The following is a 25,903-nucleotide window of genomic DNA, read 5'->3' as shown; positions in this document are numbered from 1 at the left end:
GGATCCTTCGGTCTGCCGCCGGGCAGCATGAGGACGGACCGACCCCTTGGACCGGCGGTTACTGCGTGGCGCGCCTTAGTTTGATTTCGATCGAGTCAACGCGCTCACCGAACAATTCATTCCGGCTCCACTCCTGCTGCAGGCCGGCAACCACTGACTGGACGCCGGCAGCATCCAGCCCCTCCTCCAGGTAGAGGACTACGCGCAGCTCCGGTCCCGGACCTCCGCCGGCGATCCGGCGGCCCGACGCGGTCGAGGCTGCCACGCCTGCACCCGGCAGGACTTCCAAGCGCCGGACCGCGGGCGAACCCGCTGCCGCAGTGCCGAGAGTGTCAGCCAGTTCGGTGTCGCGGTAGGAGGGAACCCAGGGCTGCTGCTGTGCCAGTGACCAGACCGCCGGCCGCCGCACGACGAACGTCACTTCGGAACCGGGGTCAACAACGAGCAATTCCGCACCTTCTGCCACGGCGGAGAGCGCCGCCCGTGCTGCGTAGACCGCAACGGGTCGGGCCTCGGGGTGCCAGGCCGTCAAAGCCGCGGACGAGGTGAAGACAGGCATGGCCAGCCTGCCGTCCGGGGCTTTCAGGGTCACGAGCGCCATGTCCGCCTGCTTGTCGGCGTGCAGCCCGCCGGCGCCTTCGGCTTCCTCCGCCAGCTGTGCAACAACAGGAACGAAAACGCGGGCAGTCGCCAGCGCCGCGACAACGGCGGCTTCATCGCCATCGGCGCCGAGGAGCGCGTCGATAGCGGCGAGATAACCGCTGTCCGCCGTGCCGTCGTCGTCCTCGAAATTGTGGATCTTTCCGTCTTCGCCGGCGAGGCTCCGCCCGGCCCAGGGCTGGCCCGCAGAATCCGTGGCGCCGCCCGCGCCCGCAAGGGCCGCCTCGATGTGGGCAGGAAGCCTGCGGGCAGGCGGCTGGTGCGCTGCCCGGTCCTGTTCCCCGGGCGTCATCCCCTGTCCTGCCACGGCCGCAGCCTAGCGGCGACCGGCGACGTCGAGGGCCTCCGGCAGCGTGAAGGCGCCCGCGTAGAGAGCCTTGCCGACAATCGCGCCCTCGACGCCGAGCGGCACGAGGGAGCGCAGGACCTTAAGGTCATCGAGGCTGGAAATACCGCCCGAAGCCACCACGGGCTTGCCGGTTTTTTCAACCATCTGCCGCAGCAGTTCAACGTTGGGCCCCTGCAGGGTGCCGTCCTTCGTCACGTCGGTGACGACGTAGCGGGCGCAGCCAGCTTCCTCGAGTCGGCCCAGCACGTCCCAGAGGTCCCCGCCTTCCTTGGTCCAGCCACGGCCAGCGAGCGTCGTTCCCCGGACATCCAGCCCGACGGCGATCTTGTCACCGAACCGGTCGATGACCCGGGCCGTCCACTCGGGATTCTCCAGGGCAGCGGTTCCGAGGTTGACCCGGGCCACACCCAGGTCAAGGGCCTTCTCGAGGGACTCGTCGTCGCGCAGGCCGCCGGAGAGCTCAACCTTGATGTCGAGCCGGCCCACGACTTCCCGGAGGAGCTCGGCATTGGAGCCACGGCCGAACGCTGCATCCAGATCGACGAGATGAACCCACTCGGCGCCCTGCTCCTGCCAGTTCAGGGCCGCCTCCAGCGGGGTGCCGTAGCTCGTTTCACTGCCGGCCTCGCCCTGGACCAGGCGTACCGCCTGGCCGTTCACGACGTCGACCGCGGGAAGCAGTTCCAGTGCCGGCAGATCGGTTTGGCTGGTCATCTCGGGTCCTCAGTTCTCATGTAGCGGTTTCCGGAGCGGCGCTGTCTTGTGCGTCCGGGTCTCGGGGATTGGCGTTCAGTGTGGGCAGGGTGGCCGAGAGGCGTTTTCCGGCCAGCAGGTCAGGCGGCAGGAAGGGTCAGCAGGTAAGCGGCCAGCAGCGACATGGCTGCCAGCACCGAGAACGCGATCTGCGTCCAGAGTGGTTTCTTCTGCTGCCTGAAGGACAACGCGCCGCCCGCCAGCAGGCCTGCAAGCCCCATCAGGACGATGGACCACATCTAGGCGTCCGCAGCGGGCGTTGCAGCCGCCGGCGTCGTCTCGGCGGCAGGCACTGCTTCCGCTCCGGTCCGGCCGTGCGGGTGGCGGAGGCCGTTCACCCAGTTCCGGAGGAGCCGCGCGCCGGCATCGCCCGACTTTTCCGGGTGAAACTGCGTGGCGCAGAGCGGCCCGTTTTCCACAGCGGCAATGAAGGGCCCGCCGTGTTCCGACCAGGTCACGAGAGGTGCCGCCATGCGCGGCTGCACGACTTCGAAGTCCCAGGTCTGCACGCCGTAGGAGTGCACGAAATAGAAACGATCGTTTTCCACACCCTGGAAGAGCTTGGAACCGTTCGGAACCTTGACCGTGTTCCATCCCATGTGCGGAACGACGTCGGCAGGGAGGAGTTCGACCTTGCCTGGCCACTCCCCCATGCCCTCGGCTTCGGTCCCGTGTTCCACGCCGGCTTCGAAGAGCACCTGAAGGCCCACGCAGATGCCGAGGACGGGTCTGCCGCCCGCGACACGGCGGCCTATCATGCGGATGGCGTCGACGGCTTTCAGTTCGCGCATGACGGTTTCAAAGGCGCCGACTCCGGGAACCACCAGGCCGTCGGCATTGAGGACGTCCTCCGGCTTCGAGCTCAGGATCACCTCAGCGCCGGCCCGCTCGAGGGCACGCACAGCAGACCGGACGTTGCCTGAACCGTAGTCCAGGACAGTAACGGTGGGCTTTCCCTCGGGCGACGCCGGCTTGACGGTGGCCGAGGGGTCGATGATGGCGCCGTCCTTCAGGATCTTGCCGGTCACAATGCCCCCTTGGTGGACGGAATACCCTCAACGCGCGGGTCGGGCTCGACGGCGGCGCGCAGTGCCCTTGCAAAGGCCTTGAACTGGGCTTCGACGATGTGGTGCGGGTCGCGGCCGGCGATGACGTTCATGTGGAGGCAGATGCCGGCGTGCAGCGTGATGGCCTCGAAGACGTGCCGCGTGAGCGAACCGGTGAAGTGGCCGCCGATGAGGTGGTATTCCTGGCCCGCCGGTTCCCCGCCGTGGACCAGATAGGGCCTGCCGGACACGTCGACAACGGCGTGGGCAAGTGCCTCGTCCAGCGGCACGGTGGCTTCGCCGAAGCGGCGGATGCCGGCTTTGTTGCCAAGGGCGGTCCGCAGTACTTCGCCGAACGTGATGGCCACATCCTCCACGGTGTGGTGCACATCGATGTGGATGTCGCCGGTGGCCTTGACCGTCATGTCGATGAGTGAGTGCTTGCACAGTGCGGTCAGCATGTGGTCGTAGAACGGGACGGAGGTGCTGATGTCTGAAACGCCGGTGCCGTCGAGGTTGATCTCCACCAGAACGGAAGATTCGCTGGTGGCACGCTCGAGGCGTGCTGTGCGGGCCTCGGCAGCCTTGATTCCGGTGTCGCTCATAGTGATAGGTGTCCTTTTGACGCAGGAAGGGTGCAGACGTTGCGGGGGTCTACCTCAAGTTTAGGCCGGAAGAGCAGCCTGCCTCGCCAGGATGCGTTCCAGCGCTTCCAGGAAGGCTGTGGTTTCCGTCTCAGTGCCGGCCGTGACGCGCAGGTGGCCGGGGATGCCGACATCCCTGATCAGGACACCGGAATCCAGCAGGGCCTGCCAGACCTCGTGCGGGTTCTCGAGGCCGCCGAAGAAGACGTAGTTCGAGTCCGAGGCGGCCGGTCGAAGCCCCATCCTGGTGAGTTCGGTGACGATCCTGTCGCGCTGCTGCTTGATGTCCTCAACGTCGGCCATGAGCGCCTCGCGGTGCCGCAGCGCCGCCAGTGCGGTGGCCTGGGTGACGGCGGACAGGTGGTACGGGAGACGGACGAGGCGCAGGGCGTCTGCCACCTCGGGGGCGGCGGCCATGTATCCAAGACGGGCGCCCGCCAGGGCGAACGCCTTGCTCATGGTCCGGGACACAATGAGCCGCTCCCGCCCCGGCAGCAGGGTAAGCGCGCTGGGAGTGCCGTCGTGGGCGAACTCGTGGTACGCCTCGTCGACGATGACGATGGTCCGGCTGGATTCGCCGGCCTCATAGACGGCTTCCACGACGTCCAGCCCCAGACCGGTGCCGGTGGGGTTGTTTGGTGAGCACAGGAACACGACGTTCGGCCGCAGCTCCCGGACCTGGCGGGCCGCGGACTCGGCGCTCAGGCCATAGTCCTCCGCACGCTGTCCGACGATGTATTCGGTATCTGTTCCGCTGGCCAGCAAGGGGTACATGGAGTACGTGGGCGGGAAGCCCAGCGCCGTTCGGCCCGGCCCGCCGAACGCCTGGAGTATCTGCTGGAGGACTTCGTTGGAGCCGTTGGCCGCCCAGATGTTGTCGGCGGAGAGGCCGTGGCCCAGGTATTCCGCCAGGGCCTCCCGGAGTTCGGTGAATTCCCGGTCGGGGTAGCGGTTGAGTCCCGCCGCCGCCTCAGTGACGGCCTCGGATATCGCGGCCCTGACATCGGCCGGCACCCCGTGGGTGTTCTCATTGACGTTAAGGAGGATCGGCACCTCGAGCTGCGGCGCCCCGTAAGGCGTCAGCCCCCGCAAATTGGTGCGCAGGGGAAGTCGGTTCAGTCGCTCAAGCTGGTCAGTCACTTGGACAGTTTAAGTGCCCCGGGCGGCGAGCGGGAAACTGTGACGGGTAAGGCCGACCGGCCGTGACGGATCGGTACCTATTTGGACGGGACGAACAGCTGCTGTCCCGGCATGACCTTGCCGTTGTCCAGGTTGTTTAGCTGGACAATATCCGCGATGACGTCCCGCGGGTCCCTGTCCGGGTCCACGCTGCCGGCAATGGCCCACAGCGATTCCCCTGGCTGCACCGTCACGGAGACGGTCTCCGTCACCGACAGACCGCCGGCGGTGTCGGCAGCCTTGGCCGGTGAGTTGAACAGGCCGGCGAGTGACAGGAGCAGTGCCGCCAGCAGTACCAGCGGCAGTCCGATCAGGACGATCCGCCCGCGGCGGGTGAGCCGCAGGCGCGGCGGCTTGCCTGACGGCCCGCCTGGCCGCCCGCCGGCATGCGGGCCCTGCAGGCCTTGGGTGGCCTGCCGGCTCTGGGGGCTGCGCCGCTTCTCGGGACGGTAATGGTGACCTGCTGTTGTAGCTGACATGAACTGAGCCCTCCTGGACCATTCTGTGCTGCCCGTGTGCCCGGTCCGCCGGACATACGCCGGAATCTTCGAATAACCGGACTGCTTCGCAGCTGAACTAGAACACATGTTCGAACTTTGCTTCTCCATTTTTAGCACCTATCAACGAACAAAGTCGAGACTCGCTAGAACAAATGTTTGAAAAAGCTTTATGGCTGGCCTACGTTGGAAATCAAAGAACAACCACTTCTGCAGTTGATCAGCAGGGTCTGACATTTCAGGCCGGAAGTTCCCGGCAACTGCAGCCACGCAAGCCGGGAGGAACGAAAGGCGTTGGCGAACATGGCAGCACAAGCCTCCGACGGCAAAGCCACCCAGCGCAGCCAGCGGTCCCGGACAGCACCCAAGGGACTCACTGTCCGCCAGAAGAAGATCCTGGAAACCATCCAGCGCTCGGTCAATGACAACGGATACCCTCCCTCCATGCGGGAGATCGGGGACACGGTTGGCCTGGCCAGCCTGTCCAGCGTCACCCACCAGCTCTCACAGCTCGAGAAGCTCGGATATCTGCGGCGCGATCCCAAACGTCCCCGGGCCATGGAAGTCCTCATGCCCCTGACGCTCGACGCCGGAGTCCCCAAATCTGCAGGCGCCGAGAAGGAAGCCAGACTGCACAGCGTGGGCGGTGCCTCCGTTACGGAGTTGCCCAGCGCCACAGACACGGCCCTCGTTCCGCTGGTCGGCAGGATCGCAGCCGGCGGCCCCATCCTCGCCGACCAGATGGTGGAGGACCTCATGCCGCTGCCCCGCCAGCTCGTTGGCCACGGGGAACTGTTCATGCTGAGAGTCGCCGGGGACTCCATGGTGGACGCCGCGATCTGCGACGGTGACTGGGTGGTGGTGCGGCGCCAAAGCGACGCCGCCAACGGCGACATCGTGGCCGCGCTGCTGGACGACGAAGCAACCGTCAAGACCTTCCGGCAGCGGGACGGCCACACCTGGCTGCTTCCCCAGAACACCCAGTACGAGCCCATCCTGGGCGACCACGCCGTGGTCATGGGCAAGGTCGTGTCCGTCCTGCGTTCGCTGTAGGTCACCACACGCTGTAGGTCACAGCCCGCTTTCGGTTCCGGCCCGCCCCAGGTTCCGGGCCGCCGTCAACGAGTCCCCCGGACTACCGCGCTCCGGCGAGCCTTTCCAGCGCCGCCACGGCGATCTTGCGGTCCGTCGTGGGCCAGAACGGCGGGAGCGCCGCGCGGAGAAACCCGCCGTAGCGTTCTGTCGAAAGGCGCGAATCCAGGACTGCCACCACGCCCTTGTCGTCCGTGGACCGGATGAGTCGTCCGGCGCCCTGCGCGAGACGGATCGCGGCATGGGTGGCCGACACCGACATGAAGCCGTTGCCGCCTGCCTGGGCCACGGCCCGGGAGCGTGCCGTCATCAGGGGGTCGTCGGGCCGCGGGAACGGAATCCTGTCGATGACCACCAGCCGGCACGAACCGCCGGGAACATCAACACCCTGCCACAGGGACATGGTGCCGAACAGGCAGGTGTCGGGTTCGTCGGCGAACTGCTTTACCAGTGCGGTCATGGTTGAGTCGCCTTGGCAGAGCACGCTGACGTCCAGGCGGGGGCGCAGCGCCTCGGCAGCATCCTCGGCGGCCCGGCGGGACGAGAAGAGGCACAGCGCTCCCCCGCCGGAGGCGCGGATCAGCGTTTCCAGTTCGTCGAGAGCTTCCGGCGAGGTCCCCCTGCCCGGCTTGGGCAGGTGCCCGGCCACGTACAGGATGCCCTGCTTCGGGTAGTCGAAGGGGGACCCGACGTCCACGCCAGTCCAGCTTGGGGCGCCTTCGCCCAGGAGACCGAGTCCGCCTGCGGCGGGTTCGAACGCGGAGCCGATTGCCAGCGTGGCGGAGGTCAGGACCACGGTGTGGCCTTCGAACAGGCCCTCCCGGAGGCGCCCGGCAACACTCAGGGGTGCGATGTTGATCAGGGCGGGCTGCGTGTCGTCGGGTGCCGAATAGCCCTGTTGCGGGTCAAAGGTGCTGTTCCGAGAAAACCACACCACCTCGCGGTTCTCGCGCGCGGCGAGCAGCCGTTCACACAGCTCCAGGATGACGAGGAGGCGGGACCGCGCGAGTTGCCGCCCGCCGTCGACCGCGTTGTTGCTGTCCCCTTTGGAATCGGACAGCGCCGCCCGGCACGCCTCGCGAAGCTGGTCCACGCAGTCGAGTTGCTCCGTGTTGAGTCCGTTCGGAAGCAGCCCGCTGGGAACGCCGGTGAGGGCAAGTTCAAGGTTGGCCGCGGCGTTGTTGAGGGCATCCACGGTAATGCCTGTGTGCTTGCGGGCGCCCGAGGCTGCGGCATGCACCATGGCGACAGACAACTGCCCGGAAACAGCGCCGGTGACACGGTCCTGGAGCTCGTGGGCCTCGTCCACCACCACAACGTCGTACTCCGGCAGGACGGCCAGGCCCTCGAAGGCGCTGACGGCGAGCATGGCATGGTTGGTCACCACGACATCGGCCTCGGCGGCTTCGTGCCGGGCCAGTTCACTGAAGCATTCCTCGGCGAGGGGGCACTTCTGCGCGCCGAGGCATTCCATGGACGTGACAGAGACCTGCCTCCAGGCACGGTCGGTCACGCCCGGGAGGAGTTCGTCGCGGTCCCCCGTGGTGGTCTTTTCCGCCCATTCGCGGAGCCGGACCACCTCTTTGCCGAGCTGTGAAGACGGTCCGCCCATCGCCGCGGCGAAGTGCGGGACGCTGGTGTCCTCGCCCAGCGAAAAGAGCTGCCCTTCGGAGGGCTCCTCGGACGGGAACCCGCCTTCGAGCTTGTGCCGGCACACGTAGTTGGCGCGGCCCTTGACGAGAGCCACCTTCACCGGCCTGTCCAGCGCCGGGGTGATGTTCTTCAGCAACCGCGGCAGGTCCCGGCCCACGATCTGCGTCTGCAGCGCCAGGGTGGCAGTGGAGACGAGGGTGGGCTTGTCGCTCTCGAGCGAATGGGCGATCAGCGGGATCAGGTAGGCCAGCGACTTGCCGGTGCCCGTACCCGCCTGGACCAGCAGGTGGTCGCCGGTTTCAATCGCCCGCGCCACCTGACGCGCCATCTCGTGCTGGCCGGTGCGGCTTTGTCCGCCCATGGCTGCCACGGCACGGTCGAGGAGCCCGAGGACGAACTCCTCGCCGGCCGTGGCACCGGCGGGCTTTGCGGCCTGCTCAGTCATTGCTGATGAAGGATTCCAGTTCAGCCGCGAGGCCTTCCCGGACCATGACCACGGCGCGGGTGCCGCCCTCTTCGTGATCCATGCTCAGGATCTCCGCGTCGGAGTCGTGGAGTTTGCTGATCAGGTCGCCGCGGTGGTACGGCACCAGCAGTTCCAGCTTGACGTTCGGCCGCGGGATGCCGTCGCTGATCGCCTTCAGCAGTTCCTGGATTCCCTGGCCGGTTCGGGCAGACACCACCACGTGGCGCGGTTCGCGCTGCTTGAGGCGCTCCACGACGAACGGATCGGCGGCGTCGGCCTTGTTGAGCACGATAATCTCGGGCACCTTGCGGGCGTCCACTTCGGAGAACACCGAGCGCACGGCGGCGATCTGGCCCTCCGGATCGGGGTGGGAGACGTCCACCACGTGCAGGATGAGGTCCGCGTCCGCCACCTCCTCGAGCGTGGACCGGAATGCCTCCACCAGCTGCGTGGGAAGGGATCGGACAAAGCCGACAGTATCGGCCAGGGTGTAGCCCAGCCCGTCCGCCGTCTCCGCCTTGCGGACCGTGGGATCCAGCGTGGCGAACAGGGCATTCTCCACCAGGACTCCGGCGTCGGTGAGCCGGTTCAGCAGGGAGGACTTGCCCGCGTTCGTGTATCCCGCGATGGCCACAGAGGGAACTGCATTACGACGGCGGTTGGCCCGCTTGGTCTCGCGTGCCGGCTTCATCGCGGCGATCTCCCGGCGCAGCTTTGCCATCCGCGTGCGGATCCGGCGCCGGTCCAGTTCGATCTTCGTTTCACCAGGACCACGTGAGCCCATGCCTGCACCTGCGCCGCCCACCTGGCCACCGGCCTGGCGGGACATCGATTCGCCCCAGCCGCGGAGGCGCGGGAGCAGGTATTCGAGCTGTGCCAGCTCGACCTGAGCCTTGCCCTCGCGGCTCTTGGCGTGCTGCGCGAAGATGTCGAGAATGAGGGCGGTGCGGTCGATGACCTTGACCTTGACAATGTCTTCCAGTCCGCGGCGCTGCGACGGCGCCAGCTCGGCATCCACCACCACGGTGTCAGCACCGGTGGACATCACCACGTCCTTGAGCTCCAGGGCCTTGCCCGAACCGAGGAACGTGCCGGGATCCGGCTTCGCCCGGCGCTGGACCAGCCCGTCGAGAACTTCCGATCCCGCGGTTTCCGCAAGCGCAGCGAGTTCACGCAGGGAGTTCTCGGCGTCGGCGAGGGTGCCTTCGGTCCACAGCCCGGCCAGGACCACGCGCTCCAGGCGCAGCTGCCGGTACTCGACTTCGGTGACGTCTTCGAGTTCGGTGGACAGCCCGGCCGTTCGGCGCAGGGCCCGGCGTTCCTCAAGATCCTGTTGGTCACCGTCGAACGTGCTGTGTTCCTCGTCAAGCCGCGAGATGGCCTGCGCCTGGCCAAAGACGGCCTTGCTGCCGGCTCCAGCGCCGTTGGCAGCCGCGGCATTCCGCGCCGGGACGTCTTTGGAGAGAATCCGGTCGATGACAGCTTGGATTTCCTCGGGACTCATGTCCTGGGCTGCTGGCTCGGATCCGGAATTGTGCTGACTGGTCATGGTCTCCTTAAAAGGTTCTGCATCTTCAGAATAGTGCTGATTGTTGCCCTTGGCTGCGGTATTCGCGCTGGGCTGACGGCGAGGGGTCATGAGGGCTCCTGAAATGCCGACGGCGTGCAGGCCGGAGCGGCAGGAAGTGGACTGATTGAGTGTGGTTGTGCGCGCTCCGGGCGGAAGGTGGTACATACACCTGCGTCGCAACGGGAAGCACGCGGCCGGCGCCACGGCTGGAAGCCTGCGGCGGAAAATACCGGCTACTCAAAGATCAGGAACATGCCTTCCAGAGTAGCAGATGCGGACCACCCGGTTTCCCATCCCGTTTCCCACCCAGTTTCCCATCCGGGTGGGACGCCCACTAATCTGGCCAGTTATGGATTCTGCCCACTATTTCAGCGCCTCGCCCGCCGGGCCGTTCACCCGCAAGCCGCTCACGGTGGACCTGGCCGGCGAAACGCGCAGGCTGCAGACCTCCTCAGGCATCTTCAGCCCTGACGGCATCGACAAGGGCACCGCTGTTCTGCTCGCGGAGGTCCCCGCCCCCGCTCCGCAGGGAAACCTGCTGGACATCGGCTGCGGCTGGGGTCCCATCGCCCTGACCATGGCACTTCGGGCGCCGCACGCCCACGTGTATGCGGTGGACGTCAACGAACGCTGTATCACGCTCACCAACGAGAACGCCGCACTGCTGGGGCTTGGCAATGTCACGGCCAGCACGCCCGAGGCCGTGGATCCGGAGTTGCGCTTCGACACCATCTGGTCCAATCCGCCGATCCGGATTGGCAAGGATGAACTGCACTCACTGCTGCTGCTGTGGCTCCCCCGTCTCGCGCCGGGAGGTTCAGCCTGGCTGGTGGTGCAGAAGAATCTGGGGTCCGATTCGCTTCAGCGCTGGCTGGTGGAGGCGCTTGACGACTCGTTTGCGGTGACCCGCGAGAGCACGTCCAAGTCCTTCCGCATCCTGCGGGTCAGGAAAGCGTCCCGCTAGCAACGATCGTTGCGGGCCCGCTCAGTTCCACATGCTCGTGGCCGTCTGCCACGGTGAAGAATTTAACGCCGACGACGCCGCCTGGCACCTTGACGTGCCAGGCGTCCGGTGCACTCTGGCCCGCCCAGTGGCGGATCGCCACGGCGGCGGCACACGCGCCGGTGCCGCACGACTGCGTTTCACCGACGCCGCGCTCGTGCACGCGCATGGTCACCGTGCCGACTCCGTCGTGGACCAGCGGCTCCGACGGGACAACGAATTCGACGTTGGTGCCGTGGGCCGGCTTGGGGTCGACGTGGGGTGCAGTGAAGAGCCTCGTGGCTTCCAGCTCGGACAGTTCGGCCAGCGCGACGACGGTGTGCGGGTTTCCCATGCTGACTGACAGTGCCGGCCGCGGCACTTCCAGGCCGTCGGCAGTGACCAGGGAGTCCATGGCGCGGGCGGCTGCCTCGGCGGGGAAGATGAACTCCCACGGGCCCATGTCCACGGCGTAGCCGTCGGCCGTGCGGACGATGGTCTTCACTCCGCCGCGCGTACCGATCGTCAGTGAGCCGCCCTCCGGGAGTTCCGCAAGGCCCTCGGCGAGGAGGAAGTGGACGAAGACCCGCACGCCGTTGCCGCACATCTCAGACAGCGAGCCATCGCCGTTGCGGTAGTCCATGAACCACTCCGCGTTGGGATGTTCGGTCAGGAGCCGGCGGCCCTCGTCGAGGAGACGCGAGGGGACGGCCCGGATGAGCCCGTCCCCGCCGATGCCGCGGTGGCGGTCGCACAGCTCGGCGACCTGTTCCGGGTAAATGGACTGCGTGCCCTCGGGGTCGGCGATCAGGACAAAGTCATTGCCGGTTCCGTGGCCCTTGGAGAAGCGGAGGCCGCTCAGGTTTGAGATGGCGCGCTCAGCGGTTTCTGCAAGGGCTTCGTTCATGTTTCAAGCGTACCTGCACGCCGCAGCGTCCCGGAAACAGCCGGGGAGCGTCTTGGCGTCAGGAGCAGAGAGCCGCGGCCTTCTCGGCAAGGGCGGGATCTTGCCAGCCCAGCCAGGCGATGCGCGGGTCGGCCCGGAACCAGGTGAGCTGTCGGCGGGCGAACTGGCGGGTGGCCACGATGGTCTCCTCTGCTGCCTGCGCAACATTTGCTTCGCCGTCGAGCACTTTGAGGAACTGGGCATACCCCAGTGCGCGGGGCGCCGTCCGGCCGCGCCGGAGTCCGGCAGCATCCAGCCGTTCGACCTCGGCCAGCAGTCCGCGGTCCACCATGCGGTGGACCCGGACGGCCAGGCGCTCGCGCAGTTCGTCCCGGTCCACTGCCAGGCCGATCTGCACGGCGGGCTGAAAATACTCCCGGCTGGGCATGAACGAGCTGAACGGGCGGCCTGTCAGTTCAAAGACCTCCAGGGCCCGGATGATCCGCCGGGCATCTCCGAGCCGGCCTGCGGACACCGGGTCGACGTCCCGGAGGCGTTGCAGGAGCGGGGCAGTTCCGGCGTCGGCGTGTTCCTGCTCGAGGCGGGCGCGGATGCCGGGGTCGGTGCCAGGAAATTCCAGGACGTCCAGGGCGGCGCGCACATACAGCCCGGACCCGCCCGCAAGGATGGCCCGCTTGCCGCGGCGGTGGATGTCCGCGACCGCTGCTCTTGCCTGCTGCTGGAACTCGGACACAGACGCTTCCTCGGTGACGTCCAGGATGTCCAGGAGATGGTGCGGAACTCCCCTGCGCTCGGATTCGGTGATCTTGGCTGTTCCGATATCCATGCCGCGGTAGAACTGCATGGCGTCAGCGTTGATCACCTCGCCGTCGAGCTCCAGCGCCAGCTCGACGGCAAGGTCGGATTTTCCGGAACCCGTCGGCCCGACCACCGCAATGACGGGCGGCTGCCTGCCGGCCACGAGCTAGCGGCTGCGCACGGGAAGTGATGGCATGCCGAGCGAAACGCCGGTTTTGCCGCCGGCGGCCGCCGGTGCGGGTGCGCCGCACGAGTCGGCCTGCGACCTGTCCCAGGCATCGCCGGCACGGGAACGCCGCAGGGAGTAGTCGGCGGCCGTTGCCGGGTCGGCGACCAGATGGAAAGCCGCGGCCTCGGTGACAGTGACCGTGACCAGGTCCCCGGGCCGGGGTGAGGCGGCGCCGTCGGGCACGGAGAAGTGGACGAGCCGCTGGTCCTGGGACCGCCCGGACAGCCGGTGGGTTTCCTCTGCCTTGCGCCCTGACTGCGCGGTCACCATGACCTCGACCTGGCGTCCGAGCTGCTTGGCGTTCTCCTCCGCGGCGATCCGGTCCTGCAGGGCTGTGAGCCGTTCGAACCTTTCCTGCACGACGGCTTTGGGAAGCTGGCCGGGAAGATCAGCGGCCGGTGTGCCGGGCCGCTTGGAGTACTGGAAGGTGAAGGCCGTGGCGAAGCGCGACTTTTCGACGACGTCCAGGGTTGCCTGGAAATCCTCCTCGGTCTCGCCCGGGAAGCCGACAATGATGTCCGTCGAAATCGCGGCGTGCGGGATCTTCTCCCGGACCTTGTCCAGGATCCCGAGGAACTTCGCCGAGCGGTAGGAGCGCCTCATGTCCTTGAGGACCTTGTCCGAGCCGGACTGCAGCGGCATGTGCAGCTGGGGCATGACGTTGGGCGTCTCGGCCATGGCGTCAATCACGTCGTCGGTGAAGGCGGCCGGGTGAGGGCTGGTGAAGCGGACCCGTTCCAGGCCGGGAATGTCCCCGCAGGCGCGGAGCAGCTTGGAGAACGCCAGACGGTCGCCGAACTCCACACCATAGGAGTTGACGTTCTGTCCCAGCAGGGTCACCTCGATGGCTCCGTCGTCTACCAGCGCCTGGACCTCGGCCAGGATGTCCCCCGGCCTGCGGTCCTTCTCCTTGCCGCGGAGGGCAGGGACGATGCAGAACGTGCACGTGTTGTTGCAGCCCACCGAAATAGACACCCACCCGGAGTACACGGAGTCCCGTTTGGTGGGCAGCGTGGACGGGAAAACGTCGAGGGACTCAAGGATCTCGAGTTGGGCTTCGCTGTTGTGGCGGGCCCGGTCCAGGAGCGCCGGAAGGGCGCCGACGTTGTGCGTCCCGAAGACAGCGTCCACCCACGGAGCCTTCTTCAGGATGGTTTCACGGTCTTTCTGCGCCAAGCAGCCGCCGACAGCGATCTGCATTCCCGGGTTGGCTTCCTTGACGGGCGCCAGCATGCCGAGGTTCCCGTACAGCTTGTTGTCCGCGTTCTCCCTCACGGCACACGTGTTGAAGACCACGACGTCGGCCTGGGCACCCTCCGCTGGAACGTAACCCGCCGCCTCGAGCATCCCGGCCATCCGCTCGGAATCGTGGACGTTCATCTGGCAGCCGAACGTCCGCACCTGGTAGGTGCGGGGCGCTCTGGAGGCGTCGGCTGCTGAGGGGACGGCGCCGGAGGAGGGGGAAGGGTAGGTCAGACTCACCCGTTAAGCGTACCGGCTGTGGCCAACTGTCGGGTGTGCTTCAGTATCGCCGCTATGCCTGGTCGACGGAGGCGGCGTCAAGCACTTCCCCGACGATCCGGAATGCCTGCGAGGGCTGGTACCCCTTGCGGGCGAGCATCGAGGCCAGGCGCCGGGTGGTTTTGTCCCGCTCTGCACGGTCAGACAGGTCTGCCCCCGGCCGGAGCTTGCGTTCCACCAGGTGCCTGGCCGCGGCTTCCTCGTCTTCGTCGCTGAGTTGCTGCAGTGCCGCAGCGGCCGTCTCCGGATCAATCCCCTTGTCGGCGAGCTCGCGGCGGAGGGCTCCCTTGGCCAGCTTGCGAGTCTGGGAACGGCTCCGCACCCACATGTCCGCGAATTCTGCGTCGTCGACGAGCCTGACCTCTTCGAACCGGTCCAGGACCGCGGCGGCGACATCCTCGGGCACATTGCGTTCAGCCAGCTTGCGCTCAAGCTGGAGCCTGCTCTTGGGCGCGCTGGTCAACTGGCGCAGCACAATGGCTCGAGCCACGGACGCGGGATCTGCGTCCGGGTCTTCCATGGCTTCGCGCGGCGTAGAGGCAGGCGTCCGGCCTGCCTCAGCGCCGCGTGCCCGACCGCGCGCCCTGCTGCTAGAAACCGTCAACGGCCTTCAGCTTCGGTGAAGCCTCGGCGTCGGCGGCGGGCTTAACTCCGACACCGAGCTTTTCCTTGATAAGCCGCTCGAGTTCCGCCGCCAGCTCGGGGTTGTCGCGGAGGAAGCGCCGGGAATTCTCCATACCCTGGCCCAGCTGGTCGCCGTCGTAGGTGAACCAGGAACCTGACTTCTTGATGAGGCCGTGCTCCACGCCCATGTCGATGATGCCGCCCTCGCGGGAGATGCCCTGGCCGTAGATGATGTCGAATTCGGCGACCTTGAAGGGCGGGGCCATCTTGTTCTTGACGATCTTGGCCTTGGTGCGGTTGCCGACGGAGTCGGCGCCTTCCTTCAGGGTCTGGATGCGGCGGACGTCGATGCGGATGGAAGCGTAGAACTTGAGGGCCTTGCCGCCGGTGGTGGTTTCGGGCGAGCCGAAGAACACACCGATCTTTTCGCGAAGCTGGTTGATGAAGATGGCAGTGGTCTTGGTCTGGCTCAGCCGTCCGGTGATCTTCCGCAGCGCCTGGCTCATCAGGCGCGCCTGCAGACCGACGTGGCTGTCTCCCATGTCACCTTCGATTTCGGCACGCGGCACGAGGGCGGCCACGGAGTCGATGACGACGATGTCCAGCGAGCCGGAACCCACCAGCATATCCATGATTTCCAGGGCCTGCTCGCCGGTGTCTGGCTGCGACACGAGCAGTGCGTCGGTGTCCACGCCCAGCTTGGCGGCGTACTCGGGGTCGAGAGCGTGCTCGGCGTCGATGAAGGCCGCGATGCCGCCGTTGCGCTGGGCGTTCGCCACAGCGTGGAGGGCCACCGTGGTTTTACCGGACGATTCCGGGCCGTAGATCTCGACGACCCTGCCCCGCGGGAGCCCGCCTATGCCGAGCGCGACGTCCAGTGCGATGGAGCCGGTGGGAATGACTTCGATGGGGGCCCGGGTTTCATCGCCCAGGCGCATGATCGATCCCTTGCCGAACTGCTTGTCAATCTGGGCAAGCGCTGCTTCCAACGCCTTTGCACGATCCGGGGCTGCCGCCATGGTTCACACCTCTATTGCTTTCTCGCTGTGGAGTGGCCTGTGCGGCCCTGTCTCTGTCATCACTGACGCTAGCGCCGCCCTGTGACAATGTTGCCGGGCGGGACTGCGTATGTGGATAACCCGCTGGAAAAAAGCATAGTCCCGTCCGAACAGATATTCGAACAATCGGTCGGCGTGTCAGGACTCTGCCGGCGGGCGGGCGGGCGGAATCAGTTAGGGCTGGGCTTGATGTCCCTGCCGAGCCGCCGTTCCGCGGGAACGTCCTGGACGTCGCACACGGCGAGCCAGACATCTCGGGGATTGACGCCGGCGGCCAAGGCCTCGTCGGCCGTCTTGCCTCCCACGCCCGCGAGGCTCAGTGAGCTGCTGAGCACGCGGGAATAGCCTGCGCCGAACTCGTCGTCCATGAGCCGCCAAAAATCACTAATCCGCACGCCATAGAGTCTCTCATGGCTGCGGACTCTAGAATGGTTGCCATGAGCAACCCCGTTGACGTCCCGGGTGGGTCCGCCCCCGCCGAGGACACGCTTGATGCCGCGCTGAAGTCAGTGGAGCATCAAATCAGCATTTTTTGGCGGCGCGCCCGCTCCGTCTCCCAGCAGCTCTCACGCGAGGTGCATCCGGACATGGAGCCTGCTGCATACGGGCTGCTCACCATGATCCGGAAGACGGGACCCATCCGGCTGACCGAGCTCGCATCCTGCATCGGCGTGGGAAAGCCCTCCGTGAGCCGGCAGATCGCGTTCCTGGAGGGCATCGGCCTCGTGCTCAAGGAAGCCGATCCACTGGACGGACGCGCCCAGACCATCCGCCTCACGCCCAAGGGTGAAGAGAAGATGCACCAGGTGCAGGACGCAAGGCGGCAGGTCTTCCGGGAGCGGCTGGGTGAATGGCCGGTGGAGGACCTTGAGGCCCTGGCCACGTACATGGCCAAGCTCAATGCCACGTACGAACGTGACGGGTTTCCCAAGGACGGCGAGCTCTAGGCGTACTTACATCCAGGGCACGGCGCACGCCAACAGCATCGAATCAACGACGTCGAATCAATGACGATGGCCCCCGGCTTATGCCGGGGGCCATCGCTCTAAGTCTTTCCTGCGGGCTTCGGATTACCGGGCGCTGGACAGCAGGCCCTTGGCCAGCTCGTTGTTCAGTTCGGTGCTGAGGTCGCGCTCCAAGTCACGGCCGTAGCGCTGCGAGAACTCCTGCGGCACTGTGTCCGGTACGGCAACACCTTCTGCCATGGCCACGCGGTCGCTGACCTCGCGGAGCATGCTGGACAACGGAACATCCAAGGCCGAACAGATCGAGGACAGCAGCTCCGAAGAGGCTTCCTTCTGGCCGCGCTCCACTTCACTCAGGTAGCCCAGGGAAACTCGGGCGCTGTGCGACACTTCGCGGAGGGTACGCCCTTGACGCTGGCGGACATCGCGCAGGACATCACCGATTTCGTGACGAAGTACTACCATCTTGCGCTCCTTCTGTTCGCTCTTGGCCTGATCGGCGAGGCCCACATCCTTCCAGCGGACAACGCCGTTTACGGATACGGGCTGCTTTACCATCTGTATCGCCTTGCTCCCTCATGTGTCCGGTCCGCTGGGAAGCGAACCGATGTTGGTCTTTTCATCCTAGGCGCCTCCCTCTTGGAGAAGCGACACAATGTAACAACTATTCGGTAATGCTTTTTGTTCCCGGCAACCTTACTCCCGGTAGCTTAGCGACGCCAGAGCCTCCTGGAGCCGCGTCAGCGCGGCCTCGCAGGCCAGTGCGCGGATCTCCGCGCGGGTTCCTTCGAAACTGTAGGGATAGGACGTGGCGCCCTGCGCGGTGGCGATGCCGATGAAGACAGTCCCCACCGGTTTGCCGTCGTGCCCGTTCGGCCCGGCCACGCCGGTGGTGGAAACACCCAGGTCAGCCCCGCAGGCGTTCCGTGCACCCTCGGCCATGGCCGCCGCGACGTCGCCGTCGACGGAGCCGACGGCGTCGAGCAGTTCCTGCGGAACGCGGAGCAGATCCCGCTTGACGGAGTTGCTGTAAGAGACGACGCCGCCCCGCAACATGGCCGACGCCCCTGCCGTGTCCGCCAGCATGGCCGTGACCATGCCGGCGGTCAGGGATTCGGCGGTGGCAACGGTGACGCCCCGCGCGACGGCGGCCGCGACTGTCTCGCCGGCGATTCGGTGAAGGTTGCTCATGCCTTTCCCTCCTGCGTGTCCGGGTTCTGGTTCTGCCGTTCCTCGGCCCTGCGCCGCAGCCCCTGGGCGCGGACTTTCAGAGCTTCAAGAATGTACTCCACGCCGGTCCAGACCGTGATGATGACGGCCACCAGCATCACGGCGAGGGCCACCCAAACCAGCCAGGGCGCAATCGCGGACAGCGGAAGAAGGTAGAGGAAGATCGCTGCCGTCTGCACGACGGTCTTGAGCTTTCCGCCGCGGGAGGCGGGAATCACTCCATAGCGGATAACAAAGAACCGCAGCGCGGTGATGCCCCACTCGCGGACGAGGATGACGGCCGTAATCCACCAGGACAGTTCGTCCAGCACGGAAAGCATGACCAGGGCCGAACCGATCAGCAGCTTGTCGGCAATGGGGTCGGCGATCTTTCCGAAGTCGGTGACCAGTCCGCGGCTCCGGGCGATGTCGCCGTCGAGCTTGTCCGTGTAGATCGCGACGGCGAAGGCAGCGACGGCGGCCCAGCGCCATGGCCCGGATTCGCTCTGCAGGCCCGGAGCATCTGCGATGAGGAACCATACGAAGAACGGCACCAGCACAATGCGGAGCATCGTGAGGATATTGGGAAGGTTCCAGATCCCGGAGCTGTTGGAGCCGGCCGCGGTCGCTTCGGTGCTAGTCACCCTCCTAGGCTACCGTCTTCCGGGCTGCGGCTCCCGGGCTACAAACTTCGGAGCTGCCTCTTCCGGGCTAGCGTCCGGTGAGGGACCAGGCGTCCTCGGACCCTTCGTCGTCATCCCCGGAACCGTCCGCGCCGTCGTAGTACTCAGCGCTCTGCGCACGGTTGTCGAGGTCGGCGGCGACGAGGTCTTCCGCATAGCCGCCCTGCGCCATGTTGGCGTTTGCGTTGTCGCTCAGGGCCGCTGTCTGCGAATCAGGCGCCGCAGGGGCTTCCTGGCCCTTCATGGCGGCCAGCACCGCCGCGAGGTCATCAGGCTTGACCAGCACATCGCGGGCCTTGGACCCTTCCGAGGGTCCCACCACGCCCCTGGACTCGAGCAGGTCCATGAGGCGGCCGGCCTTGGCGAACCCGACGCGGAGCTTGCGCTGCAGCATCGATGTGGAGCCGAACTGCGTGGTGACCACCAGTTCCGTGGCCTGCAGCAGCACTTCGAGGTCGTCGCCGATGTCGTCGTCGATCTGCTTCTTGGGCGCATCGGCCGCGACGTCGTCCCGGTAATCGGCCTTGAGCTGGCCCTTGACGTGCTCCACCACCTTGTGGATCTCGGACTCCGTCACCCACGCGCCCTGCACACGCATGGCCTTGGAGGCACCCATGGGCAGGAAGAGGGCGTCACCCTGCCCGATGAGTTTCTCGGCGCCCGGCTGGTCGAGGACCACGCGGGAGTCGGTGACGGAGGACGTCGCGAAGGCCATGCGCGAGGGAACGTTGGCCTTGATCAGGCCTGTGACCACGTCCACCGAAGGCCGCTGGGTGGCCAGGACCAGGTGGATGCCGGCGGCACGCGCGAGCTGCGTGATTCGGACAATGGAATCCTCGACGTCGCGCGGTGCCACCATCATGAGGTCGGCGAGCTCGTCCACGATCACCAGCAGGTACGGGTAAGGCCGTATGACGCGCTTGGAATCCACTGGAGGATGGACCTTGCCTGCGCGGACGGCCTTGTTGAAGTCATCGATGTGCTTGAAGCCGTAGTTCGCCAGGTCGTCGTAGCGGGCGTCCATCTCGCGGACCACCCACTGCAGCGCCTCCGCCGCCTTCTTCGGGTTTGTGATGATGGGCGTAATGAGGTGCGGCACGCCCTCATAGGCCGTCAGTTCCACGCGCTTGGGGTCCACCATGACCATACGGACCTCATCCGGTGTGGCGCGCATGAGGATGGAGGTGATCATCGAGTTCACGAACGATGACTTACCTGCGCCGGTGGCGCCGGCCACGAGGAGGTGGGGCATCTTGGCCAGGTTAGCCACGACATAGCCACCCTCGACGTCCTTGCCCACGCCCATGACCATGGGGTGGTCCGTGCGGCGGGCGTTCTGGCTGCGCAGGACATCGCCCAGCGAGACAGTCTCACGGTCGGTGTTCGGGATCTCGATGCCGATGGCCGACTTGCCCGGAATGGGGCTCAGGATGCGCACGTCGGAGCTGGCGACGGCGTAGGAGATGTTCTTGGACAGCGCCGTGACGCGCTCCACCTTGGTGCCGGACGCCAGCTCGATTTCGTAGCGGGTGACCGTGGGGCCTCGGCTAAAGCCGGTGACGCTGGCATCCACGTTGAACTGCGTCAGGGTGTCCGTCAGCGCCGCGACGACGGCGTCGTTGGCTTCCGTCCGCTCCTTGGGGATGGACCCGGGGGTCAGCATGTCCGACGACGGCAGGGTGTACGTGACGTCCCCGGCCAGGGAGAGCTGCTCGGTGCGCTGCGGGATCGGCGTGGGCGGCGGCGCGGGCGCCACCGGTTTGGAGGGCACCTGCGAGGCGGCACCGGCACCGGCCGGGTTGAGTGAACCGGCGGCCACCATGCCCGGAGTGACGAGCGGGATGGCCTCCGTGGCGTTGTCCCCGTCTGCGTCCCCGCCCTTGGAGCCGAGCCCCTGGGCGGCCTTGATCTTTTCGACGGCGATCTCGGCCTGCGTGGGGCGGCGGACACCCGGCGCCACGGCCGGGGCGCCCGTGCCGGACGGTGCTCCCTTGCCGGACGGGGCTGCAGGATCGTCGTCATCAATGACCGCATGCTCAAAGGCCTCGTCGCCGACGTAGCCCTCCAGGCGCCCATCGCCTTCCGGGTCCTTGCCGAAGAGCCGCTTGCGCTTCTTTTTCGGTGCCGCCGCGGCCGTGTTTTCGTAAAGGTAACTGCGGTCGTGGACATCGCCGTCGTGGGCCTGGAGGTCCACTCCCATCAGATGCTCATAAGCTGCCCGCAGGCGCCGCGGGATGGCGGTGAAAGGTGTTGCCGTCACAATGAGCAGCGAGACGAAGGCCAGCAATCCGTACAGGGCCACCGGCACCGCCGCGTGGATGGCGGCCAGCGGGGATGCCGCCAGGAAGCCCAGCATGCCGCCTGCCTGGCGCAGGCCGTCGAATCCCTGGGCGACGGTCGGCTGGCCACCAATGATGTGGGCCAGCCCGCAACCCGCGAAGGTCATGATCAGGAAGCCGATCCCCACGCGGTTGTTGCCGCGGCCGTCGGCCGGCTGGCGGAACAGCCGCACAGCGCAGACGAACAGCATGAGCGGCAGCACCAGCGACATCCAGCCGAAAGTGCCGTTGACCACGGCGTAGACGGCATCCGGGAACCAGCCCCGGAAGCCCCACCAGGCAAAAGTGGCGATGAAGACGGCGAGTGCGAGATTGAACAGGGCGGCGCCGTCACGGCGGTCTTCCGGTGCGAGGTCGCTGACGTCGTGGCCGATCCGCCGCACTCCCCCGCCGACCAGGTGGCCAATTCCGAGCCACGCACCACCCAACACCCTCAGCAGCCACGGCTGCCGGGGTTCGACGGCGGCCAGCTGGCGCGTGCGCGCCGTTCCGCCGGATGCTCCGCCCCGGCCGGATTTGGACGCCGTGGAGCCGGAGCGGCCCGCTGACGTGCCTGATTTAGCGCTGGGAGTGCGTTTTGGCGCGGAAGAAGTACGTGTGGCCATATGTGCCACGGTACTCCAACCCCGGCCGGATTCCGCGGATTTTCCGGGCATCCGGGGACTGTGTTCGCCGCCGCCCCGGAGCCCTTGGAGCCCCGAACGGCGGCTTAGGCCTCGAGGACCACCGGAATAATCATCGGGCGGCGCCGCAGCTTGCGGTTGACCCACGTTCCGACGATCCGGCGGACCACCTGCTGCAACTGGTGGGCGGTGTGGTCCGCGTTGCTCAGCACGGCCTCCTCCAGGGCGTTGTTGATCTTGGGGATGATGTCGTCGAACACCGAGTCATCCTCCGCGACGCCCCTGGCGTGGATCTCAGGTCCGGAGACCACCTTGCCGGTGGCCCGGTTGATAACGGTGATAATGGAGATGAAGCCTTCGTCTCCGAGAACCCGCCGGTCCTTGAGGTCGGCGTCGGTGATCTCGCCCACGCTGGAACCGTCCACATAGACGAAGCCGACCTCGATCTGGCCCACCACGTCGGCGCGGTGGTCCTTGAGGTCGATCACGGTGCCATTGTCCGCGAGGAGGATGCTGGCCTCGGGCACGCCCGATTCCTCGGCAATCTTGCCGTTCGCGATTAGGTGCCGGGTCTCGCCGTGCACTGGCATGGCGTTCAGCGGCTCAAGGATGTTGTAGCAGTACAGCAGCTCACCGGCAGCGGCATGGCCGGACACGTGGACCTTGGCGTTGCCCTTGTGAATGACGTCGGCGCCGAGCTTAAGCAGTCCGTTTATGATGCGGAACACCGCGTTTTCGTTGCCGGGGATCAGGCTGGAGGCCAGGATAACGGTGTCACCGTGGCCAACCACCACCCGGTGGTCGCCGTTGGCCATGCGGGACAGCGCGGCCATGGGCTCACCCTGCGAGCCGGTGGACATCAGCACCACCTTGTTGTCCGGCAGGCTATCGATGTTCTTCAGGTCCACTACGATGCCGTCCGGCACGTCCAGGTACCCGAGCTTTTCAGCGATGGCCATGTTCCGGACCATGGAACGCCCGACGAACGCCACGTTGCGGCCATGTTTGGCCGCGGCATCCAGGACCTGCTGCACACGGTGGACATGCGAGGAGAAGGACGCCACGATGATGCGCTTGGTGGCCTGTCCGAAGACACGGTCCAAGGTAGGGCCGATCTCCTTTTCCGCTGTGGTGAAGCCCGGAACATCGGCGTTCGTGGAGTCAGACATGAACAGGTCCACGCCTTCTTCGCCGAGCTTGGCAAAGTGCCGGAGGTCCGTGATCCGCCCGTCCAGCGGGAGCTGGTCCATCTTGAAGTCGCCAGTGTGCAGCACAGTTCCGCCGGCGGTGCGGAGGAAAACAGCCAGAGCATCCGGGATGGAGTGGTTGACTGCAACGAACTCGCACTGGAACGGGCCGAACTGCTCCACCTGCCCTTCGGTCACCGTCAGCGTGTAGGGCCTGATGCGGTGTTCCTGCAGCTTGGCTTCGACAAGGGCGAGCGTCAGCTGCGAACCCACGAGCGGGATATCGCTGCGGAGCCGCAAAAGGTACGGCACAGCGCCGATGTGGTCTTCGTGGCCATGGGTCAGCACCACAGCCACGATGTCATCCAGCCGGTCCTCGATGTAGGAGAAGTCGGGCAGGATCAGGTCAACGCCCGGCTGGGTCTCCTCCGGGAAGAGGACGCCGCAGTCAACGATCAGCAGCTTGCCGTCGATTTCGAAGACTGCCATGTTCCGGCCGATCTCGCCCAGGCCACCCAGGGGAACGATCCGAAGGGTGCCTTCGGCAAGGCGGGGAGGCGTGACGAGGCCGGGTAGGGCAACTTGGGTCATAATGCACTTCTTTCCAGGCGGAAGAGTGCCGGTCCTAGTCCGTCAGGAATAGACCAGCCCTCCTTCCGCCAAATCCTCGCGGATGGTTTCGATCTCGGCTTCGTCCGGCTCCACGAGGGGCAAACGGACAATCGAGTTGGGCAGGACTCCCTGCCATTTAAGAATTTGCTTGGCTGCAACGGCACCCTGGACGCGGGTCATCGTTGCGCGCACAACGGGTTCAAGCTCGAAATTGATCTTGCGGGCCTTGCCCAGGTCGTTCGCGTTGACGGCGTCGATAAGTTCCCGGAAGCGGCGGGTGACGACGTGTGTTGTGACACCCACCAGGCCCACGGCGCCCATTGCCATCCACTGGAGGGTAAGGCCGTCGTCACCGGAGTAGAAGAGGAGGTCCGTCTCGGCCATGACGCGTGTCGCGGCGGCGAAATCCGCTTTGGCGTCCTTGACGGCGACGATATTCGGGTGCTGCGAAAGACGGATCATGGTCTCGGGCGCAATCGGAATGGAGGAGCGGCCGGGGATGTCGTACAGCATCACGGGCAGATCGGTTGCCGACGCGATGGTCTCGAAGTGTGCGCGGACGCCGGCCTGGCTGGGCTTGTTGTAGTACGGCGTGACAATCAGGAGTCCGTCGACCCCGAGCGCGGCCGCCCGCTGCGAAAGCTGCACGGAGTGCGCGGTGTCGTTGGTTCCGGTGCCGGCGATGATCGCTGCGCGTCCTCCGACGGCATCCTTGACGGCACGGAACATGCCAAGGTTTTCCTCGTCGGTGAGGGTGGAGGTTTCCCCTGTGGTTCCGGTCACCACCAGGCCGTCACAGCCGTCGTCCACGAGTTTCACGGCCAGTTCCGCCGCCTGCTGGTAGTCCACTTTGCCGTCCCTGGTGAAGGGCGTGACCATGGCGGTCAGGAGGGTGCCAAGAGCAGGAATGTTCGCGGAAGTGTCAGCCATGGGAAAAACGTTACCCTGTCACCGGCAGGTTAGGACAATGGCGGGCGCGTGATGATGGTCAAACTCGCGGACGCCGTCAAACCCGGAGGGCGGGCCCGTCACATTGCCGGGCGGCGGTATCGCTCCAGGGCACCCCTCCCAAGTACCGCCGTGAGCACTTCCGTTCCCGTGCCCTTGGCGCGCTGCATGGCGAGTCCGTCCGGCCCCCAAAAACCGCTCAGCCCGCAGGAGGGTCCAAGAGACGTCCGGCCGCCAAGGTTGGCCAAGAGCGTGTACATGCGGTTGTCCATGGCGCGCGCCCCAAGATGCAGGCCCAGCCGCGTCCCCTCACCCTGGGTGTAAAGGCCCGAAACGGCATACAAGTCCGCGCCTGCTTCCGCGGCGGTGCCGGAGTGCACGGGATGGGCGGCATCGAAGCAGACGGCCAGGGCGACCTTCCAGCCGTCCACGTCGAGGACAGCCGGACCCGGACCGGCCCGAAACAGCGCGGCCTCCCCGCCGTGCAGATGGGCTTTGAACCCCGCTTCCTCCGACCCGTCGGGGTGGACGGCCAGCGATGCCAGCCGGGGCGTGCCGTCAGGCTCCCGCAGGGCGGCCCCCACGACGGCAGTAACCCCCGTGCGCCGGCAGATCTCGCGCACCTCGGCAAGGCGGGCATCGCCTGGCACCAGCCACTGCTCCGCACTCCGCAGCAATGGCAGGTTGTAGCCGGTCAGGGAAAGTTCCGGAAAAATCACGAGCCGGGCGCCGTGGGAATCCGCGTCCTCGATGAGACGGACATGCTCCGGCACGTTGGCCACAACGCCGCCCTCAAGGGCCTCGTATTGGATGACAGATACGGTCAGCGGTCCGGTCACGCCTCCATCCTAGGCAGGATCCTTTCCTGCGCAGTAACGGCCCACAGCAGCTTCCCGCAAGGACTCCGCCCAGGTGGCCAGGCGCTGGGCGGCGCGGACGTAATGGAAGAGCTCCGTGGGTGTCAGGGCATCAAGATCGGTCTCCGAAAGCCGCCGCGCCAGCTCTGCCCCGGGCGGTTGGGCGGCGAGCGGAATTCCTTCGCGGCCCCACTGCACGTCCTCAGCCGGATTGCCCGCGACGAGCTGCCTGAAAAGGTAGTCCACCACTCCCGGACTCATCGCCTGCAGCGGCCCGTCGGCGCTGGTTGCAGGTGCGCTGCGCGGTTCCCTGAACGGCTCGTTGCGCGGTTGCCTGTCCGGTTCCATGCGGGGTCCCCCGTCGGCGCCGCCTCTGGAGCCTGAGCCGTGTCTGGACCCTGAGCCGCGCCCGAATGAGTTGATCATGCCGAAATAGTATTCGAACATATATT

At 66.4% G+C, this 25,903-nt stretch carries 26 protein-coding genes; 3 read left to right on the top strand and 23 right to left on the bottom strand.

The window, feature by feature from the left end; all coding sequences use genetic code 11:
- Positions 1–58: 58 nt before the first annotated feature.
- The 7 genes from AC5RUM_RS06510 to AC5RUM_RS06480 form a co-directional block, all read right to left on the bottom strand.
- On the bottom strand, positions 59–952 hold the full coding sequence (locus tag AC5RUM_RS06510) for an SseB family protein (RefSeq protein WP_494034224.1): 894 nt from the start codon (positions 950–952) through the stop codon (positions 59–61).
- A 24-nt stretch (positions 953–976) separates the two neighbouring features.
- Positions 977–1,723, bottom strand: coding sequence for a bifunctional 1-(5-phosphoribosyl)-5-((5-phosphoribosylamino)methylideneamino)imidazole-4-carboxamide isomerase/phosphoribosylanthranilate isomerase PriA (gene priA / locus AC5RUM_RS06505; protein ID WP_494034167.1), 747 nt, complete (start codon positions 1,721–1,723; stop codon positions 977–979).
- Positions 1,724–1,842: 119 nt separating this feature from the next.
- Entirely contained in the window at positions 1,843–2,001 is a 159-nt protein-coding gene (locus tag AC5RUM_RS06500) for a hypothetical protein (RefSeq protein ID WP_400577764.1), read from the bottom strand.
- Positions 2,002–2,790: an imidazole glycerol phosphate synthase subunit HisH gene (hisH, locus tag AC5RUM_RS06495; protein WP_494034166.1), complete on the bottom strand. Its 789-nt coding sequence runs from the start codon at positions 2,788–2,790 to the stop codon at positions 2,002–2,004. It lies immediately after the preceding gene.
- Positions 2,787–3,413 (bottom strand): imidazoleglycerol-phosphate dehydratase HisB, encoded by a 627-nt coding sequence (gene hisB, locus AC5RUM_RS06490; protein WP_056627824.1) that lies wholly within the window; start codon positions 3,411–3,413, stop codon positions 2,787–2,789. The genes hisH and hisB overlap by 4 nt, the downstream gene beginning before the upstream one ends.
- A 60-nt stretch (positions 3,414–3,473) precedes the next feature.
- A complete protein-coding gene (locus AC5RUM_RS06485) occupies positions 3,474–4,592 on the bottom strand; it encodes a histidinol-phosphate transaminase (RefSeq protein WP_494034165.1) in 1,119 nt (372 codons plus the stop codon).
- Between the two features lie 77 nt (positions 4,593–4,669).
- The gene (locus tag AC5RUM_RS06480) at positions 4,670–5,110 is read right to left on the bottom strand and encodes a LysM peptidoglycan-binding domain-containing protein (protein ID WP_494034164.1); all 441 of its coding nucleotides are present in this window, start codon (positions 5,108–5,110) and stop codon (positions 4,670–4,672) included.
- A 321-nt stretch (positions 5,111–5,431) separates the two neighbouring features.
- Here AC5RUM_RS06480 and lexA point away from each other — a divergent pair, with 321 nt between their 5' ends.
- Positions 5,432–6,181, top strand: coding sequence for a transcriptional repressor LexA (gene lexA / locus AC5RUM_RS06475; protein WP_494034163.1), 750 nt, complete (start codon positions 5,432–5,434; stop codon positions 6,179–6,181).
- Between the two features lie 82 nt (positions 6,182–6,263).
- On the opposite strand, the gene AC5RUM_RS06470 is transcribed toward lexA, so the two are convergent.
- Positions 6,264–8,318, bottom strand: a complete 2,055-nt coding sequence (locus tag AC5RUM_RS06470; RefSeq protein ID WP_494034162.1) for an ATP-dependent DNA helicase — start codon at positions 8,316–8,318, stop codon at positions 6,264–6,266.
- The gene (gene hflX / locus AC5RUM_RS06465; protein WP_400577774.1) at positions 8,311–9,888 is read right to left on the bottom strand and encodes a GTPase HflX; all 1,578 of its coding nucleotides are present in this window, start codon (positions 9,886–9,888) and stop codon (positions 8,311–8,313) included. The genes AC5RUM_RS06470 and hflX overlap by 8 nt, the downstream gene beginning before the upstream one ends.
- A 370-nt stretch (positions 9,889–10,258) precedes the next feature.
- Here hflX and AC5RUM_RS06460 point away from each other — a divergent pair, with 370 nt between their 5' ends.
- Complete coding sequence (locus tag AC5RUM_RS06460) at positions 10,259–10,873, top strand: class I SAM-dependent methyltransferase (protein WP_494034161.1); 615 nt, start codon at positions 10,259–10,261, stop codon at positions 10,871–10,873.
- Here the strand turns inward: AC5RUM_RS06460 and dapF are convergent.
- From dapF to AC5RUM_RS06430, 6 genes are all read right to left on the bottom strand, one after another.
- On the bottom strand, positions 10,854–11,798 hold the full coding sequence (dapF, locus tag AC5RUM_RS06455) for a diaminopimelate epimerase (protein WP_494034160.1): 945 nt from the start codon (positions 11,796–11,798) through the stop codon (positions 10,854–10,856). The genes AC5RUM_RS06460 and dapF overlap by 20 nt on opposite strands.
- Before the next feature lie 58 nt (positions 11,799–11,856).
- A complete protein-coding gene (gene miaA, locus AC5RUM_RS06450; RefSeq protein WP_494034159.1) occupies positions 11,857–12,759 on the bottom strand; it encodes a tRNA (adenosine(37)-N6)-dimethylallyltransferase MiaA in 903 nt (300 codons plus the stop codon).
- A gap of 3 nt (positions 12,760–12,762) precedes the next feature.
- Entirely contained in the window at positions 12,763–14,307 is a 1,545-nt protein-coding gene (miaB, locus tag AC5RUM_RS06445; protein ID WP_494034158.1) for a tRNA (N6-isopentenyl adenosine(37)-C2)-methylthiotransferase MiaB, read from the bottom strand.
- 52 nt (positions 14,308–14,359) lie between these two features.
- Entirely contained in the window at positions 14,360–14,866 is a 507-nt protein-coding gene (locus tag AC5RUM_RS06440) for a regulatory protein RecX (protein WP_494034157.1), read from the bottom strand.
- Between the two features lie 70 nt (positions 14,867–14,936).
- Complete coding sequence (recA, locus tag AC5RUM_RS06435; protein ID WP_400577781.1) at positions 14,937–15,989, bottom strand: recombinase RecA; 1,053 nt, start codon at positions 15,987–15,989, stop codon at positions 14,937–14,939.
- A gap of 209 nt (positions 15,990–16,198) precedes the next feature.
- Positions 16,199–16,423, bottom strand: a complete 225-nt coding sequence (locus AC5RUM_RS06430; protein ID WP_494034156.1) for a DUF3046 domain-containing protein — start codon at positions 16,421–16,423, stop codon at positions 16,199–16,201.
- 42 nt (positions 16,424–16,465) lie between these two features.
- Here AC5RUM_RS06430 and AC5RUM_RS06425 point away from each other — a divergent pair, with 42 nt between their 5' ends.
- Positions 16,466–16,975: a MarR family winged helix-turn-helix transcriptional regulator gene (locus tag AC5RUM_RS06425; RefSeq protein WP_494034155.1), complete on the top strand. Its 510-nt coding sequence runs from the start codon at positions 16,466–16,468 to the stop codon at positions 16,973–16,975.
- Positions 16,976–17,098: 123 nt separating this feature from the next.
- Here the strand turns inward: AC5RUM_RS06425 and AC5RUM_RS06420 are convergent, their stop codons facing one another.
- The 8 genes from AC5RUM_RS06420 to AC5RUM_RS06385 all read right to left on the bottom strand — a co-directional run bounded on the left by AC5RUM_RS06420 (position 17,099) and on the right by AC5RUM_RS06385 (position 25,877).
- Complete coding sequence (locus AC5RUM_RS06420; RefSeq protein ID WP_400577784.1) at positions 17,099–17,551, bottom strand: helix-turn-helix domain-containing protein; 453 nt, start codon at positions 17,549–17,551, stop codon at positions 17,099–17,101.
- A gap of 138 nt (positions 17,552–17,689) precedes the next feature.
- Positions 17,690–18,184 carry a CinA family protein gene (locus AC5RUM_RS06415; protein ID WP_494034154.1) on the bottom strand — a complete coding sequence of 165 codons (495 nt, stop codon included), beginning with the start codon at positions 18,182–18,184 and terminating at the stop codon, positions 17,690–17,692.
- Entirely contained in the window at positions 18,181–18,846 is a 666-nt protein-coding gene (gene pgsA / locus AC5RUM_RS06410) for a CDP-diacylglycerol--glycerol-3-phosphate 3-phosphatidyltransferase (protein ID WP_494034153.1), read from the bottom strand. Before pgsA ends, AC5RUM_RS06415 begins: the two co-directional genes overlap by 4 nt.
- A gap of 67 nt (positions 18,847–18,913) precedes the next feature.
- Positions 18,914–21,829 (bottom strand): FtsK/SpoIIIE family DNA translocase, encoded by a 2,916-nt coding sequence (locus AC5RUM_RS06405; protein WP_494034152.1) that lies wholly within the window; start codon positions 21,827–21,829, stop codon positions 18,914–18,916.
- A 104-nt stretch (positions 21,830–21,933) separates the two neighbouring features.
- Positions 21,934–23,625, bottom strand: a complete 1,692-nt coding sequence (locus AC5RUM_RS06400) for a ribonuclease J (protein WP_494034151.1) — start codon at positions 23,623–23,625, stop codon at positions 21,934–21,936.
- 42 nt (positions 23,626–23,667) lie between these two features.
- Positions 23,668–24,576, bottom strand: a complete 909-nt coding sequence (dapA, locus tag AC5RUM_RS06395) for a 4-hydroxy-tetrahydrodipicolinate synthase (protein WP_494034150.1) — start codon at positions 24,574–24,576, stop codon at positions 23,668–23,670.
- 98 nt (positions 24,577–24,674) lie between these two features.
- On the bottom strand, positions 24,675–25,433 hold the full coding sequence (locus AC5RUM_RS06390) for a carbon-nitrogen hydrolase family protein (RefSeq protein WP_494034149.1): 759 nt from the start codon (positions 25,431–25,433) through the stop codon (positions 24,675–24,677).
- A gap of 9 nt (positions 25,434–25,442) precedes the next feature.
- Positions 25,443–25,877: a hypothetical protein gene (locus AC5RUM_RS06385; RefSeq protein WP_494034148.1), complete on the bottom strand. Its 435-nt coding sequence runs from the start codon at positions 25,875–25,877 to the stop codon at positions 25,443–25,445.
- Positions 25,878–25,903: the final 26 nt, after the last annotated feature.

It is taken from the genome of Arthrobacter sp. B2060, from assembly GCF_059090445.1.
This window is presented reverse-complemented; position numbering and strand designations above follow the sequence as displayed.

Bases quoted from the DNA above. Each gene is read 5' to 3' on its own strand.
- lexA (WP_494034163.1), top strand. From the start codon at position 5,432: ATGGCAGCACAAGCCTCCGACGGCAAAGCCACCCAGCGCAGCCAGCGG.
- AC5RUM_RS06480 (WP_494034164.1), bottom strand. From the start codon at position 5,110: ATGTCAGCTACAACAGCAGGTCACCATTACCGTCCCGAGAAGCGGCGC.
- AC5RUM_RS06510 (WP_494034224.1), bottom strand. From the start codon at position 952: ATGACGCCCGGGGAACAGGACCGGGCAGCGCACCAGCCGCCTGCCCGC.
- AC5RUM_RS06415 (WP_494034154.1), bottom strand. From the start codon at position 18,184: ATGAGCAACCTTCACCGAATCGCCGGCGAGACAGTCGCGGCCGCCGTC.
- hisB (WP_056627824.1), bottom strand. From the start codon at position 3,413: ATGAGCGACACCGGAATCAAGGCTGCCGAGGCCCGCACAGCACGCCTC.
- dapA (WP_494034150.1), bottom strand. From the start codon at position 24,576: ATGGCTGACACTTCCGCGAACATTCCTGCTCTTGGCACCCTCCTGACC.
- AC5RUM_RS06385 (WP_494034148.1), bottom strand. From the start codon at position 25,877: ATGATCAACTCATTCGGGCGCGGCTCAGGGTCCAGACACGGCTCAGGC.
- dapF (WP_494034160.1), bottom strand. From the start codon at position 11,798: ATGAACGAAGCCCTTGCAGAAACCGCTGAGCGCGCCATCTCAAACCTG.
- AC5RUM_RS06470 (WP_494034162.1), bottom strand. From the start codon at position 8,318: ATGACTGAGCAGGCCGCAAAGCCCGCCGGTGCCACGGCCGGCGAGGAG.
- hflX (WP_400577774.1), bottom strand. From the start codon at position 9,888: ATGACCAGTCAGCACAATTCCGGATCCGAGCCAGCAGCCCAGGACATG.
- AC5RUM_RS06420 (WP_400577784.1), bottom strand. From the start codon at position 17,551: ATGGTAAAGCAGCCCGTATCCGTAAACGGCGTTGTCCGCTGGAAGGAT.
- AC5RUM_RS06405 (WP_494034152.1), bottom strand. From the start codon at position 21,829: ATGGCCACACGTACTTCTTCCGCGCCAAAACGCACTCCCAGCGCTAAA.
- AC5RUM_RS06440 (WP_494034157.1), bottom strand. From the start codon at position 14,866: ATGGAAGACCCGGACGCAGATCCCGCGTCCGTGGCTCGAGCCATTGTG.
- AC5RUM_RS06400 (WP_494034151.1), bottom strand. From the start codon at position 23,625: ATGACCCAAGTTGCCCTACCCGGCCTCGTCACGCCTCCCCGCCTTGCC.
- priA (WP_494034167.1), bottom strand. From the start codon at position 1,723: ATGACCAGCCAAACCGATCTGCCGGCACTGGAACTGCTTCCCGCGGTC.
- AC5RUM_RS06460 (WP_494034161.1), top strand. From the start codon at position 10,259: ATGGATTCTGCCCACTATTTCAGCGCCTCGCCCGCCGGGCCGTTCACC.
- recA (WP_400577781.1), bottom strand. From the start codon at position 15,989: ATGGCGGCAGCCCCGGATCGTGCAAAGGCGTTGGAAGCAGCGCTTGCC.
- AC5RUM_RS06500 (WP_400577764.1), bottom strand. From the start codon at position 2,001: ATGTGGTCCATCGTCCTGATGGGGCTTGCAGGCCTGCTGGCGGGCGGC.
- AC5RUM_RS06425 (WP_494034155.1), top strand. From the start codon at position 16,466: ATGAGCAACCCCGTTGACGTCCCGGGTGGGTCCGCCCCCGCCGAGGAC.